Below are 14,732 nucleotides of genomic sequence, written 5' to 3'. Positions count from 1 at the left end.
CTATCACCGTCGCACGTGCGGGAGAAGCGGGCGAGCTGCGTCACCTGGGGTGGTTCTCCGCCGGGGCCCGGGAGGGACGCCCATGGGGGCGTGGTTCCAGTATCGGCCCGCACGGCCGGTCGCGCGTGGCCCGCAGGGCGCCGGCGCCCGCTCAGTGCGCAGGCTCATGGCCGGTGGCGGGGTGGAGCGGCCGGGCCAGCAGGATCGCCACGTCGTCCTGCGCGCCGTGGGGCAGGAGACGGGCGAGGACGCGGTCGCAGACCCGGGAGAGCGGCTCGCCGGGATCGCGCAGGGCGCGGGCGAGTTGGCGCATGCCCTGGTCGAGGTTGCGGTCGCGGGCCTCGATCAGGCCGTCGGTGTAGAGGACCAGCACACCTCCCGGCGGCAGGAGCACCCGTTCGGTCTGGAAGTCCCGGCGGCCCACGCCGAGGGGTGTTCCGCTCGGGCCGTCCAGGAAGGCGACCTCGTTCCCGGCACCCGCCACCGCCGGCGGCGGGTGCCCGGCGCGGGCGACCAGGCAGCTGCCGTCGGCCGGGTCGTGGACGGCGTAGACGCAGGTCGCCATCTCGTTCTCGCCGACGTCGGCGACGGCCGCGTCCAGGGAGCGGAGCAGCTCGGCCGGGGGGATGTCGTGGCGGGCCAGGGTGCGCACCGTCGTCCGCAGCTGCCCCATGACGGCCGCCGCGTGCACCCCGTGGCCCATGACGTCCCCGATGACCAGGGCGGTCCTGTCGCCGGGCAGCGCGATGACGTCGAACCAGTCGCCGCCCACCTCGTGGTCGCTCGCGGGCAGGTACCGGCCGGCCAGTTCCAGCCCGGGCACCGTGGGCAGCGCGGTGTTGGCGAGGCTGCGCTGCAGGGTGAGGGCGGCGCGGCGCTGGGCGGAGTACATCCGCGCGTTGTCGATGCCGAGCGCCGCGCGGGCGGCGAGTTCGTCGATGAGCAGGTCGTCCTGGTCGTCGAAGGGCTCGCGCCTGCGGGAGCGGGTGACCATCATGATGCCCAGCACCGTGCCGCGGGCCACCAGCGGGACCATGCGGGCGGAGCCGAGGGTGCGCAGGTAGCCGCGCAGCCGCTCGTACTCCGGGCCGGGCACCAGCCGGGGTATGTCGGCCCTGGTGAGCCGCATCGGCCGGCCCTCCACCATGACCTGCTCGTACGCGGACGCCCGGGGGACCTGGTGCGTCATGCCGACGGCCAGGTCCTCGGCGGGCGCCGCCGGATCGGCGAAGGAGACCGCCAGCCGGCGCACCATGCCGTGGGCGGAGGCGGCGGCCTCGTCCGGGTCGAGGACCTCCTCCAGCAGGTGCACGTCGGCGGAGTCCGCCACCCGGGGCACGAGCACCTGCACCACCTCCTCCGCGGTCCGCCGCAGGTCGAGCGTGGTGCCGATGCGGGTGCCGGCCTCGGCGAGCAGGGCGAGCCGCTGCCGTCCGCGGGTGGCCTGGAGCTGGGCCCGCTCCTCGCGGGTGATGTCGATCAGGGTGGCGATCACGCCCAGGCGGCGGCCGCCGCCGCCGAGGAGTGGGGAGAAGGAGCACGACCACACCCGCTCGTTGAGGGGGTCGCCACCCGTGCGTCCGACGCCCCGGAAGTCCACCACCGGCTCGCCGCGGGCGAGCACCTGGCGCATCACGGTCTCCAGCGCCATGGTGTTGAGCCCGGGGACCACCTCGCTCACCCGCCTGCCGATGTGCTGGGCGGCGGGGACCCCGTTCATACGGGCCAGAGCCTCGTTGACCCGTACGTAGCGCAGGTCCGGGCCGAGCATGGCCAGGCCGATGGGGGACTGCGTGAACAGGCCCTCCAGCGCCGCCAGCGAGTCCCGCATGCGCAGCACCGCGGAGGTCTCGGCGGCGATGCCCATCAGCCCGGTGCGCCCCTGCGGGTCGGCGGTGGGGCAGATCCACATCTCCATCGTCACCAGGTGGCCGTCACGGTGGCGTACGGGGAGCGTGCCCACGACCGCCTCGCCCGACAGCACCCTGCGCGTCAGCTCGTCGGCCAGGTCCCAGTTCCTCACGGGGACCAGCAGGGGTGTGGCGCTGCGGCCGAGCACCTCCTGCGCGGTGTGCCCGAAGAGTTCCTGCGCGGCCAGCGACCACTGGGAGATCCGACCCTCGGAGTCGATCCGCCACATCGCGAGGGGCAGCAGGTCACGGAACACCCCTGCCTGCCCCACCGCCGTCTGGGGCTGACCGACATCCTTCGCCGACTGCTGTATGTCCACCGCGACGACCCATCCCCGGGAACGAGGCGTTCTCATCCGGTCGAGCACCGCCGGTCGCCACCTGGTGCAGTAGACCGGCCAATGTCGCTTATTGTCGGGCAAATCTGACAAAACAGCCTAACGGAGAAGCCGGGCACCGCCCCGGGGAGCCGGCTCCCGCAGCGCCGCGCGCACCCGATCTGGGTTAGCGTCGTAACCATGGGGACCGTCCGGCGGATCCTCCGCCTCGTGCCGGTACTCGCCGTGATCCTCGGCGTGCTCTGCCTCGTCGCCGCGACGGGCTCCGGGGCGCGCGCCACGGGCGGGCTCGACGCGGCCGCGGCGGCCCTGCGCGACGGCGGTCCCGTGTACGTCGACCCCCGGGCGCGGGACGTGCTGTCGCCGGGCGACGCGGACACCCTCGCCGGGCGCATCGAGAAGGCCGACCGGCCGGTCTTCGTCGCCGTCCTCCCGGACACCGCGGAGTTCCCCGCCGCCACGCTGCTGAAGGACCTGCGGACCAAGGTCGGCATCACCGGTGTGTACGTCGTGGCCCTCGGCGACCGCTTCGACGCCGGGGCGGACCCCGCCGTGATGCCGCACAACGCCGTCGAGAACCTGGCCGGGGCCGTACGGCGCTCCGACCCCGGCGACCCCGCGGCGATGGTCACCGGCTTCGTGGACGAGGCGCTGCCGCAGGCGCGTGGCCACGCCCCGGCGTCCTGGGGCGACGACTCCGTCGGCGTCGGCGCGGGCAGCGGCGGCGCCGGGCTCCTCGTCGCGCTCGGCGTCCTGGTCGTCGCCGGCGGCGGCGGGGCTGTCCTGCTGTCGCGACGCGCCAAGCGGCGCCGCGAGGCGCAGGACTGGGCCCGGCTGGACGAGCTGCGCCCGGTGGTGGACGAGGACATCACCGCCTTCGGTGAGGAGCTGAGCCGGATCGGCTTCGACCCGGGCGGCGCGACGGCCGACGACGCCATGCGCGAGGACTACACGCGCGCCCTGGACGCCTACGACACCGCGAAGACCGCGATGGACCGGGCGCGTTCCGCGGAGGACGTGCGGCCGGTCAGCAGCGCCCTGGAGGAGGGGCGCTTCGCGCTCGCCACCCTGGAGGCGCGCATCGAGGGCAGGCCGCTGCCCGAGCGCCGCCCGCCGTGCTTCTTCGACCCCCGGCACGGCCCCTCGGTCCAGGACGTGCCCTGGACCCCCGAGAGCGGCGGGGCCGAGCGGACCGTTCCCGTGTGCGCGGCCGACGCCGCCCGGCTCGCGGACGGCCTGGAACCCATGGCCCGCCAGGTCGGCACGCCTCGCGGCCCCCGCCCGTACTGGGAGGCAGGCCCGGCCTACGCCCCCTGGGCCCAGGGCTACTTCGGTGGCGGGATGCTGCCCGGGATCCTCGTCGGGACGCTGCTCGGCAGCTCCCTCGGCGGCCCCGGCCCGTACGCCTACGGCGACTACGGCGGTGCCGCGCCGGGACACGTCCTCAACGCTCGCGGTTTACCCCCACATCATTCGGCGCCGGGTTCGCCGCTCGTCGTTTCCGGGCGCACCCCGCCACACCCCCTCCCGTCGTATGGGCGCATGACGGCCGGTGGGGGGTGAGTAAGGCACTTGCGGCAACCCCGGACCGCTCTCTGAACCCCCACCGGCCGTTAGTCGCCCCCACGGCAGAAGGGGGTGTGGCGGGGTGCCCCCATGAGGGTCCCCCCGGCCGAAGGCTGGGGGCGTGCCCCGGCGCGGCACCGACCCCATACGTACGCAGCGGGGCGGTCACTGACCGCGCCGGGCAATCGGGAGGGCGGCGGGGAAACCCCCAACAGCAACCACAACGCACCCGCACGCGGCGACGCGAACAGCCCGGCGCGGCCTACGCGGACAAGGCGGCGCCGCCGCCTGCCTCGTCGGCCTCGAGGACGCAGGCCGAGGCGAGCTCGTCCAGGGAGATGTCCAGGGCCGCGGCGAGGGCGGCCACGGTGAAGAAGGCGGGGGTCGGGGCGCGGCCGGTCTCGATCTTGCGCAGGGTCTCGGCGGAGACGCCCGCCGCCGCCGCGACCTCGACCATGCTGCGGTCGCCGCGGGCCCGGCGCAGCAGCGTGCCGAAGCGCTCGCCGCGCTGCCGTTCCCAGGGGGTCAAAGGAGTTCGCACCATGCCCGTGATACTAATACCGGTATAAGAATTGGGTGCACCCAGGGAACGGAAAGAGGAGCCACGGACATGGTGGAGATCAAGACGGATGCCGCGCTGGCGGCCATGCGGGAGGCCGGCCGCGTCGTGGCGCACGCGCTCGCCGCCGCCCGTGAGGCGGCGCGCGTCGGCGTGTCGCTGCGGGAACTGGACGAGGCAGCCCGGGCCGTCCTGGACGCGGCGGGCGCGCGGTCGCCGTTCCTCGGCTACCGGCCGTCGTTCGCGCCCACGCCCTTCCCCGCGGTGCTCTGCACCTCCGTCAACGACGCGCTCGTGCACGGCATCCCCACCGACTACCGGCTGCGGGACGGCGACCTGGTGAGCGTCGACTGCGGCGCCGAACTGGACGGCTGGACCGGCGACGCCGCGATCAGCTTCACCGTGGGCACGCCCCGCCCCGCGGACGTCCGGCTCATCGAGGCCACCCGGCGGGCGCTCGACGCCGGGATCGCCGCGGCCACCGTCGGCAACCGCATCGGCGACATCTCGCACGCCATCGGCACCGTCGCCCGCGAGGCCCGGTGCGGCATGCCCGCGGACTTCGGCGGCCACGGCATCGGCCGCCGGATGCACGAGGATCCCCATGTGCCCAACCAGGGTCGCCCCGGCCGTGGTTACCCGCTGCGGCACGGGCTCGCCCTGGCCATCGAGCCGATGCTGATGGCTGGGGGGCGCGGCGGCTACCGCACGGCCTCCGACGGCTGGACGCTGCACACCGAGGACGGCAGCCGGGCCGCCCACTTCGAGCACACCGTCGCCGTCACGGAGGAGGGTCCGCGCATCCTCACCGCGCCGTGACCTGGTCCTCCAGTGCGGAGCGCAGCCAGGTGTGGGAGGCGCCCGGGGTCGGCTGCCCGGGGCCCCGCAGCTCGCCCACGAGCTGCCAGTAGCGGTCGATGCGGGGCTCCACGGCCAGCATGCCGCTCAGCCGGCGGCGGAAGCGGGGGGTGTCCCGCGCGCCGAACGACCGCGCGTGGGCGGTGACGAAGCAGTCGAGCGCCTCGCCCGCGCCCGGCGCGCGTCCGGCCAGGACGTCCGGCGCGGCCAGTTCGTAGGCCTCGTACAGCCCCTCGTACAGGACGGCCGGACGGGGGCCCGCGTCGGGCCGGTGCGCCGCGAGCCGGTGCACGGCGCCGGGCGGGCAGGAGGCCGAGGTGAAGGCGTGCAGCCGGGCGAAGGCCAGCACCTGCGCCGGGCTCGGCTCGTCCGGCGGTTGCGGCACGGCGAGTTCGACGACCCGGGCCAGCACCGGGGCGGGCAGCCGCGCGGGCTGCAGCCAGCGGCGCCAGAAACGGGCCATCGGGTCCGTGCTGGGTGGTACGGGGACGGCTCCGACGAGCTCCAGCCGCTCGGCGCGTTCCTCGGCGGTGCAGTCCCGCAGCAGTCGCAGGGCGGCCTCCCGCCAGCGCAGCGCGGCCAGTTGGGAGCCGAGGGTCCGCAAGTGGCCCGCGACGACGTCCTCCAGGGCGTCCTCCCGCTCCAGGGCCCGCCCCACATCCGGCACCGGCAGGTCCAGGGCGCGCAGGGAGCGGATCAGGCGCAGCCGGGTGAGCGCCTCGGGGGCGTAGCGGCGGTGGCCGCCCGCGCTGCGGCCGGACTCGGGCAGCAGTCCGCGGTCGGAGTAGAAACGGACGGTCTTGACGGAGACGCCGGCCCGCTCGGCGAGCTCCCCGATGCTCAACGTGCTGTCGGCTTCCACCGCTTGAACCTCCCTCAGGGGGAGCTCCTACCGTACCGGCGAGCGCGGACGGCCGGGACGGCCGCTCCGCGGACCACTGCGTGCGGGGAGGCACACATGACCGTGTTCGTACTCGTTCCCGAGGCCCACACGGGCGGCTGGGTGTGGGAGGACGTCGCCGGCCGGCTGCGCGGGGCGGGCGCCGGAGCCCACCCGGTGACCCTCACCGGCATGGCCGGCTCAGGCCGCCCGGCCGGGCCCGGCACCGTACTGGAGACCCATGTCGAGGACGTCCTGCGGGTCGTCGACTCCCTGGACGCGACGGATGTGGTGCTCGTCGGCCACGGCTACGGCATCCACCCGGTCGTCGCCGCCGCCGACCGGCGGCCCGGCCGCATCGCCCGCGTCGTCCACTTGGACGCGGGCATGCCCCGGGACGGCGACCCGCCGCTGGCGCTCCTGCCCGACCAGGAACTGCGCGCCCGGCTCTCGGCCCCGGCCGCCCCGGGCGACGACGAGTGGCGCGTCGCACCGCCCGCGCCCGGGGCATGGGAGCGCTGGGGCAGTACGGCCGGCGTGCCCGCCGCGGCGCTGGCCCGGCTCGCCGCCGACGCCGCACCCCAGCCGGCCGGGACGCTCACCCGGCCGCTGCGCCTGTCAGGGGTGGCCGCCGCCCTGCCGGCGACCGGTGTCCTGTGCACCGGCAACGGTTCGAGCATCGCCATGGTGGAGGGGCTGGTGGCCCTGGGGCACCCTGAATTCCAGGCGCTCACGGACCCCCGCGTCGGCTTCTTCGAACTCGCCACCGGCCACTGGCCGATGCTCTCTGCACCCGGCGAACTCGCCGGCGTCCTGCTGAAGGCCGCCGCCGGTGAGGGCCACCGGATCGCCGCGACGGACGAACCACCGGCGCACCTGCGGCCGTTCCTCCTCGACGTGCCCGAACGGGCCCGTGAGCGCCGCGGACGGACCGACCTGTACCTCCCGGACGGCGGTGGCGGACCCCGCCCGGCCGTGGTCTTCGTGCACGGCGGCCCGGTGCCGACCGGCGCGCGGCCCACTCCGCGCGACTGGCCGGCCTTCGTCGGGTACGGCCGCCTCGCGGCGGCTCTCGGAGCGGTCGGCGCGACGGTCGACCACCGGCTGCACGAACTCGGTGACTTCCCGCGCGCCGCCGGGGACCTCGCCGAGGCGGTGGAGCTCGTCCGCGCCGATCCGCGGGTCGACGCCGGCCGGGTCGCGCTGTGGTTCTTCTCCGCCGGCGGGCTGCTGTCCGCGGACTGGCTGGCGGCGCCCCCGCCGTGGCTGCGCTGCGTCGCCGCCACCTACCCCGTCCTCGCGCCGCTGCCCAACTGGGGCCTGGCCGCCTCCCGTTTCCGGCCGGTGGCCGCGCTGCACGGCGCGAGCACGCCGCCGGTCGTCCTGACCCGGGTGGGACGGGAGCGGCCGGAGATCGCGGTGACCGTCGAGGAGTTCCTCTCCGCGGCCAAGGACGCCGGGGCGGACGTGGAGGTCGTCGACGTCCCCGACGGCGGCCACGGCTTCGAGACGACGGACCACGGCGCGCAGGCGCGCGGCGCCGTGGAGCACGCGATGCGCACCGTCCTCGGGCACCTGCGGGGCTGAGGCTCAGACCCCGGCGGGCAGCCGGGACGGGGGTACGGCCAGCACCGGGCAGGCCGCGTGCGCGACGCAGTAGCGGGCGACCGAACCGCGCAGCGCACGCGGCAGCAGGCCGCGCGACCCCGTGCCGACGACCAGCAGGTCCTCGCTGCGCGCGGCCGCCTTCACCAGCACGTACCCGGCGGGCCCGCGCGCCGTCACGGCGCGGAAGTCCGGCATCCCGGCCAGGGCGCCGGCGCCGAAGGCCTCCTCCAGCGCGACGTTCAGGCGTTGCCGCGCCTCCTGCTCCCAGTCGAAGCGCCGCGGCGGAAGCGGCACCCGGCGGTAGGTGAACTCCTCGGGGGGCGGCTCCCACGCCAGGACCGCCAGCAGTCCCGCGGACCGGGACCGGGCCTCCGCGACCGCCCGGTGCAGCGCGGCCAGACTGCCGGGGGAACCGCTCAGGCCGACGACCACCCGCCGGCCCCCGCCCGCTGTGCCCCCGTACGGCGACTCGATCACGGACTGCCTCATTTCTCGACGTACGACGAACGACCACGCGACCGGCCGCACCGAAGCGACCTGTCAGCCCATCCCGGGCGCATCGATCACCGCTCGTGCCGTGCTGCCGTCGATCCGCTCGCTGAGCCGCCCGAGCACCTCGGACCCCTCGCGGAGCGTGCCGGCGGTACGGGAGCGCCGCGCGCCCGCCTCCAGCCGGTGCCACAGCAGCGGATTCGCCTCCAGGACGCGGGGATCCAGCTCCAGCCACCGGCCGTGGGCGTCCCACAGGACCAGATGCCGTGACACACCGGCGGACTGGCGGACCACGGTCAGCGCGTCGGTCCGCACCCGCCGCTCCCGCAGCGTGCCGCGCACCGCCAGCCACCCGTCGCCCGCGGTCACCCGGGCCGGGTGGAGCAGCGCGAGCACGATCAGGGCCAGGACCAGCCACAGTGCCGCGCGCCGCGGGGTGAGCGTCCCCGCGACCGCGTCGAGCGGCACCGCCAGGCACAGGAAGGCGACCGCGTACCCCGCGCGCGCCGCAGGTCGGCGCGCCAATGGCGGTCACCGACGGTGCCCTGCTGCCCGGGCCGGGGAGCCGTTCGCCGTTCCATGGGGCCGACCGTAGGCAGGGCGGCGGCCGCCAGGCGTGGCCCTGACGGCCCCTTGACGAGCGCCGGTCCGGTCTTTGCGCACCCCTGACGGACGGGGGCTCAGCCGACGTGGACGCGGGGCCTGCGGCTGCGGTCGGGCTCGGCCTCGCGCAGCACCTCGCGGGTGACCGGGGCGACCTCGCCCTGCCCGAAGAGGAAGAAGCGCAGGAAGTTGGCGAAGGGGGTGCCCTCGGTCCACTCGAAGTAGATGTGCGGACGCTGCCCGGTGGTGTCGCGGACGTGCAGCAGGAAGGCCGCCAGCGCGTTGGGGATGGAGGAGCTCTCCAGGGTCAGGACGCGGTAGCGGTCGTGGAGGACCTCGCCGCGGACCACCAGGCCCGCCTCGAACTCGGACGGGTCGGCGACGGTCACCTCGACGAAGACGAAGTCCTCCTCGGCCGGCAGGTCGTTGTCTGACCGGATCTGCTTGATCTTGTCCCGGTACTCGGCGGCGTCCCGCCGGTCGGGCTCGTTGGCGATGAAGCGGATCGTGCGGTGGGAGATGTCCCGTACGAAGCGCTCGGCCATGTCGTCGGTGGTGATGCCGGTGATGCGCAGTTCGAAGGCGCGGGCGAGCCGCGACAGCAGGGAGATCAGCATGATGCCGACGATGAAGCAGGCACCGATCTTGACGCCGTCCGGGCGCTCGAAGACGTTGACGACCGTGGTGTAGAGGAAGACGGCCGAGATCACCCCGAAGGCGATCGTCCAGTTGCGCTGCCCCGCCTTGCGGGCGGCGATGGTCACCGCGATCGCCGCGGAGGAGATGAGCACCAGGACACCGGTCGCGTACGCGCCGCCCTGGGCGTCGACGTTGGCGTCGAAGATCCAGGTGACCAGGAACGCGACCAGGGTGAAGACCAGCACCATCGGCCGCACCGCGCGCGCCCAGTGCGGCGCCATGCCGTAGCGCGGCAGGTAGCGCGGCATGAGGTTGAGGAGGCCGGCCATCGCCGAGGCGCCGGCGAACCACAGGATGCAGATCGTCGACACGTCGTAGACGGTGCCGAAGGCGTTGCCCAGGTACTCGTGCGCAAGGTAGGCCAGCGCGCGGCCGTTGGCCTGGCCGCCGGCCTCGAACTCGTCGGCGGGGATCAGCAGCGTGGTGATGAAGCTGGTGGTGATCAGGAAGCAGCTCATGATCACGGCGGCCGTGGTCAGCAGCTTCTTCGTGTCCCGGATCCGCCCGGCGGGACGCTCCTCGGTGTCGGACGGGTCGCCCTTGACGTGCGGCATCACCGCCACACCGGTCTCGAAGCCGGACAGGCCCAGCGCCAGCTTGGGGAAGACCAGCAGCGCCACCCCGACCATCACCAGGATGTTGCCGTGCTGCGTGGTCAGGGCGTTCGACCAGTCGGTGACCACGTGCCCGGCGGTGGCCACGTGCCACAGGCCGACGACCACGACGACCACGTTGAGCGCCAGGTAGAGGCCCACGAGGGCGACCGCGACGCCGATCGCCTCCAGGAAGCCCTTCATGAAGACCGCGCCGAGCAGCGCGACCAGCAGCAGCGTGATGAGCATCTGCTTCCCGTGCAGCGCCTCGGTCAGGTGCGGGTTCTCCACCAGGTGGGTGGAGGCGTCGGCCGCGGACAAGGTGATGGTGATCAGGAAGTCCGTCGCCGCGAAGCCCAGCAGCGTCAGGACGAAGAGCTTGCCCTTCCAGAACGACAGCAGCCGCTCCAGCATGGCGATCGAGCCCTCGCCGCGGGGGCTCTCCTCGGCCACCCGGCGGTACACGGGCAGGGCGCCGGCCAGCGTGACGATCACCAGCACGATGGTGGCCACCGGCGAGAGCAGGCCCGCCGCCAGCGCCGCGATGCCGGGCTGGTAGCCCAGGGTGGAGAAGTAGTCGACACCCGTCAGGCACATCACCCGCCACCAGCGCTGGCCGTGGTCGTGCCGTTCCGGGACCGCCTGCCCGCCCTGCTGGTGCCGGGCCATGTCCGACAGGCCCTCGAGCATCCACGCGCGCAGCCGACTCGTAGGGACGGGGGAGGTCATCGATGCTCCTGACGTGCTGCCACTGGTTCCCGCCACCACGAGATGGCCTGGTCAGCGTACGCATCGGTCGGCGCCCGATTTCCCGTACCGCCGCTTCGCGCCGTTAAGATTCCGTCAAGAGTGGGGGTTACGTCCCTGATGCGCCCTTTACGCCCGCCGGCCCGGTCAGGACATGGGTACGAGGACGTCATGGTGCGGTCCGCCCAGGACGACCTTGAGCGCTCCGGTGTCGGCCGCCGCCGCGAAGACGTCGTAGGCCTCCGCCGTCTCGTGCAGTTCGAAGGTGTGCGTGACGAACGCGCCGGTGGGCAGCTTCCGCGCCTCCAGCAGGCGCAGCAGGGTGGGCGTGGAGTACGTGTCGACCAGGCCCGTGGTGATGGTGACGTTGCGGTTCCACAGCTGCTCCAGGTGGAGCGTGACCGGTCGGCCGTGCACCCCCGCGTTCGCCACCCGGCCGCCGGGCCGGACCATCCGCGTGCACATCTCGAAGGTCTCCGGAAGCCCCACGGCCTCGATCACCACGTCCGCGCCGAGCCCTCCGGTGAGGTCGTCGACCAGCTGCTCGGGCTGCTCGCCCGCCGTGACCACGGCGTCCGCGCCCAGGTTCTTCGCCGCCTGCAGGCGCGCCGCGGCCAGGTCGACGGCGATCACCGTGTGCGGGGAGCACAGCTGGGCCGTGGCGACGGCGGCCAGGCCGATCGGACCGCAGCCGACCACCACGACCGTGTCCCCGGGCCGGACCCCGCCGTTGAGCACGCCCACCTCGTAGGCGGTGGGGAAGATGTCGGAGAGCAGGACGGCGTCGTGCCCGCCCACGTTGTGCGGCAGCGGGTGCAGGGAGGTGTCGGCGTACGGTACGCGCACATACTCCGCCTGCGTGCCGTCGATCAGGTGCCCGAGCACCCAGCCGCCGCCGTCCTGGCACTGCCCGTAGGCCTGCTCACGGCAGAACCGGCAGCGTCCGCACCCGGAGACGCAACTGACCAGCACCCGGTCGCCGGGCTGGAGGGCGTCCACCTCCGCGCCGGTCTCGACGACCTCGCCCACGGCCTCGTGGCCGAGCACCGTACCGGGAGCGACGTCCGGCACGTTGCCCTTGAGGATGTGCAGGTCGGTGCCGCAGATCGCTGCGGTGTCGACGCGGACGATGGCGTCCCTCGCGTCCTGGAGGACCGGGTCGGCCACCTCCTGCCAGGCGGCCCGTCCCGGACCCTGGAAGACCCATGCCTTCATGGCGTTCCGCTCCTTCGGGCTGAGGTGTGTCCCCCCTACCAGCGTGGGCGCGGCGGGCGGCCCTCGCATCCGGCGCCGGGACCGCCCGTCACACCCGGTTCGGCGTCAGATCGAAGCGCACGTCGACGACGCCCTCGACGGACCGCACCAGGCGGTCCGCCACCGGCACCAGGGAGCGGTCCCCGAGCAGCCCGCTCAGGGTGACGACCCCTTCTTCGACGTCGACCTCGAGGGACCGCCACGCGCCGGGGAACAGCCGTGCGACCACGTTCTCCCGGACGTCGCGGGCGATGTCCTCGTCGGACCGCAGGAAGACCTTCAGCAGGTCGCCCCGGCTGACCACGCCCTTGAGCATGCCCCGGGCGTCGACGACCGGCAGCCGCTTGACCTGGTGCCGCGCCATGGCGCGGGCCGCCTGCGCGAGCGAGGCGTCGCCGCGCACGGTGACCGCGGGCGCGGTCATCAACTGCTCGGCGGTGAGCGCGGCCGCCCTGCCCGACGCGCCGGCCCCGCCCACCGGGGGCGGCCCGTCCACGCGGTGCTCCTCCTTGCGCAGCAGGTCGGCCTCGGAGACGACGCCCACCACGTGAGTCCCGTCCTCCACCACCGGTACCGCGCTGACGTGCCACTGCTCCAGGGCCCGCACGATCTCCTTGAACGACGCGCGGCGGGTGACCGCGACGACCCTGCACGTCATCACGTCGCCCACCGTCATCGGCTGCCGGACCGCGTTCATGGCGGCCTCCTGAACCCGGGACGCGTCCCCTGGTTCCAGTCTCGGCCGGTGCGGCGGCGTGCGCACGGTCCGGCCGGGACCCGCTCACCCCGCGAGGGTGAGCGGCACCGTGTCGAGGACGACCCGGCGGCCGTCCTCGGCGGACAGCACGTACGCCGTGAGGGTGCCCGGCCCACCGGCCGCGCGGTAGGGCACGGTCACGTCGAAGGTGCCCCGGGTGCCGCTGCCCGAGGTGGCCGCCACCCGTACGTCGGCGACCGTGCGGCCGGCCCCGTCGGAGATCCGCAGCCGGAACTCCGCCTCGAAGGTGTCGGCCGTGCCGTGGACGCGCAGCGGGGCGGTGACGGTGTCGCCGAGGAGCGGTGACTCCACGAGGACGGCGGGGGAGAGCTCCTCGAAGTCGGTGCGGCCGACGGGCGGGCCGGTGGCGACCGTGCCGAGTCCGGCCGGCGGCCCGCCGTCCACGCGCAAGCGCACCTTCTCGACGCCGGGGAACGCCGTCGCGGTGAACACCACCTGGGCGAGCCCGGCTTCCACGGGTGTGCCGGGGACGGCGTCGTCGTAGCGGCCCGAGAGGTCGACGGTGGCGACGCGGTCCCGTACGGCCAGCGATCGCAGCGCCGTCCCTGACGGGATCGCCGTCGCCCGGCCGTGACCGCGCTCGAAGCCGTTCGGGCCGGCGAGCAGGGCCCGCAGGGCCGCGGCGGCGGTCGCCGGGCCGGTCACCGTGCGCGGCGCAGCCGACAGTTTGCCCTCGTGCAGGAAGTAGACGGCCGCGTGGACCCGGCGGGGTGTGGTGGATGCCGACGCCGATGCCGACGCGGTCGGGTCCGGCGACCCGCCGCCCGGCGTGGCCGGCGCAGTGCCGGGTTCGCCGGATGCGGCGGTCCGGGAGGGAGCCCCGGAGGCCTCCCGGCCGGAGCCGCCGCAGGCGGACAGCAGGGCGAGGAGCACGAGCGCGGCCGCGAGCGCCCGCGCGGGGCGTGCGGCGGCGGGCCGGGCACCGTCCATGTGGATCCTCCCCTCCGGCATGCGCACAGAGTGCCCGCTCCCGCCCGCGTACGCCATCACCCGGGAGGGTCAGCTACCGGGTACGACCCCTGCGGGGCGGCGGAACAGGGCCGCCCAGAGGAAGTCCTCACCGAAGCACGCGGAATCCGCCGGCTCACCGCGCATGCGGCGCAGCTCGACCTCCGCCAGTCCGGAGAAGATCCGGCGCAGCGCCTCCGGGCTGTAGGCCAGGCCGCCGTGCAGCCGGGAATCGCGGTAGAAGTCCGCGTCGTCGAGCTCGGACCCCATGGCGCCGGCGGCGAAGCACGTCAGCGCCAGATGCCCGCCGGGCGCCAGGACCCCGTCCAGCAGCGCGAGGTAGCTGATGCGCCGGTGCGGCGGCAGATGGTGGAAGCAACCCGAGTCGTGGACCAGGTCGTACGGGCCGCGCAGAACCGTCCCGGCCAGGGCGAAGGCGTCACCGCGGTGGAACCGCAGGGCCGCACCGGCCTCGCGGGCCCGCTCCTGCGCCCAGGCGATCGCGGCGGGGGAGAGGTCGACCGCGTCCACCGTGAACCCCCGTGCGGCCAGGTACCGCGCGTTGCGTCCCGGACCGCACCCGAGGTCGAGGACCCGGCCGCCCGGCGCGATCAGGCCCCGGTCGAGCCACTCCACGAGGTTCTCGTCCGGCTTGTCCACGAAGAACGGCACCGGCCGGGACCGGTCCGCGTAGAACGCGTCCCACCAGTCGGCCGCCCCTTCCGTCCAGCGGTCGGCCCCCGCCGCGAACAGGTCGTCCAGGAGCCTCAGCACGTCGTCGACGTCGCGGATACCACGGTCCATCAGATCCCCTTTCCCGATGGGGAGACGCTAGGGTCCGCAGCCTCGAAAGCCCAGCTCAGCGCGGGTGCCCCAACCGCCCGTACGCCCGCCTCCCC

The 14,732-nt window shown here is 74.7% G+C and carries 13 protein-coding genes; 3 read left to right on the top strand and 10 right to left on the bottom strand.

Translation table 11 applies throughout. The features are described from left to right. Positions 1-151: 151 nt before the first annotated feature. Entirely contained in the window at positions 152-2,230 is a 2,079-nt protein-coding gene (locus PV341_RS21015) for a SpoIIE family protein phosphatase (protein WP_500358697.1), read from the bottom strand. Positions 2,231-2,428: 198 nt separating this feature from the next. On the opposite strand from PV341_RS21015, the gene PV341_RS21010 reads away from it, so the two are divergent. After that, entirely contained in the window at positions 2,429-3,811 is a 1,383-nt protein-coding gene (locus tag PV341_RS21010; RefSeq protein ID WP_500358696.1) for a hypothetical protein, read from the top strand. A gap of 265 nt (positions 3,812-4,076) precedes the next feature. Here PV341_RS21010 and PV341_RS21005 read toward each other — a convergent pair whose 3' ends face one another. Then, a complete protein-coding gene (locus PV341_RS21005) occupies positions 4,077-4,358 on the bottom strand; it encodes a helix-turn-helix domain-containing protein (protein WP_500326335.1) in 282 nt (93 codons plus the stop codon). Positions 4,359-4,424: 66 nt separating this feature from the next. Here PV341_RS21005 and map point away from each other — a divergent pair, with 66 nt between their 5' ends. Further along, complete coding sequence (gene map / locus PV341_RS21000) at positions 4,425-5,192, top strand: type I methionyl aminopeptidase (protein WP_500326333.1); 768 nt, start codon at positions 4,425-4,427, stop codon at positions 5,190-5,192. Here map and PV341_RS20995 read toward each other — a convergent pair. Beyond that, positions 5,179-6,093: a helix-turn-helix domain-containing protein gene (locus tag PV341_RS20995; RefSeq protein ID WP_500358695.1), complete on the bottom strand. Its 915-nt coding sequence runs from the start codon at positions 6,091-6,093 to the stop codon at positions 5,179-5,181. The two genes, map and PV341_RS20995, sit on opposite strands and share 14 nt — an antisense overlap. 96 nt (positions 6,094-6,189) lie before the next feature. Here PV341_RS20995 and PV341_RS20990 point away from each other — a divergent pair, with 96 nt between their 5' ends. After that, on the top strand, positions 6,190-7,698 hold the full coding sequence (locus PV341_RS20990; protein ID WP_500358694.1) for an alpha/beta hydrolase: 1,509 nt from the start codon (positions 6,190-6,192) through the stop codon (positions 7,696-7,698). A gap of 3 nt (positions 7,699-7,701) precedes the next feature. Here the strand turns inward: PV341_RS20990 and PV341_RS20985 are convergent, their stop codons facing one another. The 7 genes from PV341_RS20985 to PV341_RS20955 form a co-directional block, all read right to left on the bottom strand. Continuing rightward, the gene (locus tag PV341_RS20985) at positions 7,702-8,196 is read right to left on the bottom strand and encodes a universal stress protein (RefSeq protein WP_500326329.1); all 495 of its coding nucleotides are present in this window, start codon (positions 8,194-8,196) and stop codon (positions 7,702-7,704) included. 63 nt (positions 8,197-8,259) lie between these two features. Next, complete coding sequence (locus PV341_RS20980; RefSeq protein WP_500358693.1) at positions 8,260-8,736, bottom strand: hypothetical protein; 477 nt, start codon at positions 8,734-8,736, stop codon at positions 8,260-8,262. Positions 8,737-8,891: 155 nt separating this feature from the next. Beyond that, entirely contained in the window at positions 8,892-10,835 is a 1,944-nt protein-coding gene (locus PV341_RS20975; protein ID WP_500326325.1) for an APC family permease, read from the bottom strand. 165 nt (positions 10,836-11,000) lie between these two features. Beyond that, on the bottom strand, positions 11,001-12,068 hold the full coding sequence (locus PV341_RS20970) for an alcohol dehydrogenase catalytic domain-containing protein (protein WP_500358691.1): 1,068 nt from the start codon (positions 12,066-12,068) through the stop codon (positions 11,001-11,003). An 88-nt stretch (positions 12,069-12,156) separates the two neighbouring features. After that, complete coding sequence (locus PV341_RS20965; RefSeq protein ID WP_500358689.1) at positions 12,157-12,804, bottom strand: CBS domain-containing protein; 648 nt, start codon at positions 12,802-12,804, stop codon at positions 12,157-12,159. An 84-nt stretch (positions 12,805-12,888) separates the two neighbouring features. Next, positions 12,889-13,815, bottom strand: coding sequence for a GerMN domain-containing protein (locus PV341_RS20960; protein ID WP_500358688.1), 927 nt, complete (start codon positions 13,813-13,815; stop codon positions 12,889-12,891). 69 nt (positions 13,816-13,884) lie between these two features. Continuing rightward, complete coding sequence (locus PV341_RS20955; protein WP_500358687.1) at positions 13,885-14,637, bottom strand: class I SAM-dependent methyltransferase; 753 nt, start codon at positions 14,635-14,637, stop codon at positions 13,885-13,887. Positions 14,638-14,732 lie beyond the last annotated feature (95 nt).

The organism is Streptomyces sp. PA03-1a, from assembly GCF_033792805.1.
GTDB lineage: Bacteria > Actinomycetota > Actinomycetes > Streptomycetales > Streptomycetaceae > Actinacidiphila.
Note: the sequence above shows the minus strand (reverse complement) of the source record. Positions and strands in the feature narration are given on the sequence as shown.

What these genes read in the sequence shown, in the direction of transcription:
- PV341_RS20990 (WP_500358694.1), top strand. Translation starts at nt 6,190, where the DNA reads ATGACCGTGTTCGTACTCGTTCCCGAGGCCCACACGGGCGGCTGGGTG.
- PV341_RS20955 (WP_500358687.1), bottom strand. Translation starts at nt 14,637, where the DNA reads ATGGACCGTGGTATCCGCGACGTCGACGACGTGCTGAGGCTCCTGGAC.
- PV341_RS21010 (WP_500358696.1), top strand. Translation starts at nt 2,429, where the DNA reads ATGGGGACCGTCCGGCGGATCCTCCGCCTCGTGCCGGTACTCGCCGTG.
- map (WP_500326333.1), top strand. Translation starts at nt 4,425, where the DNA reads ATGGTGGAGATCAAGACGGATGCCGCGCTGGCGGCCATGCGGGAGGCC.
- PV341_RS21005 (WP_500326335.1), bottom strand. Translation starts at nt 4,358, where the DNA reads ATGGTGCGAACTCCTTTGACCCCCTGGGAACGGCAGCGCGGCGAGCGC.
- PV341_RS20970 (WP_500358691.1), bottom strand. Translation starts at nt 12,068, where the DNA reads ATGAAGGCATGGGTCTTCCAGGGTCCGGGACGGGCCGCCTGGCAGGAG.
- PV341_RS20960 (WP_500358688.1), bottom strand. Translation starts at nt 13,815, where the DNA reads ATGGACGGTGCCCGGCCCGCCGCCGCACGCCCCGCGCGGGCGCTCGCG.
- PV341_RS20965 (WP_500358689.1), bottom strand. Translation starts at nt 12,804, where the DNA reads ATGAACGCGGTCCGGCAGCCGATGACGGTGGGCGACGTGATGACGTGC.
- PV341_RS20975 (WP_500326325.1), bottom strand. Translation starts at nt 10,835, where the DNA reads ATGACCTCCCCCGTCCCTACGAGTCGGCTGCGCGCGTGGATGCTCGAG.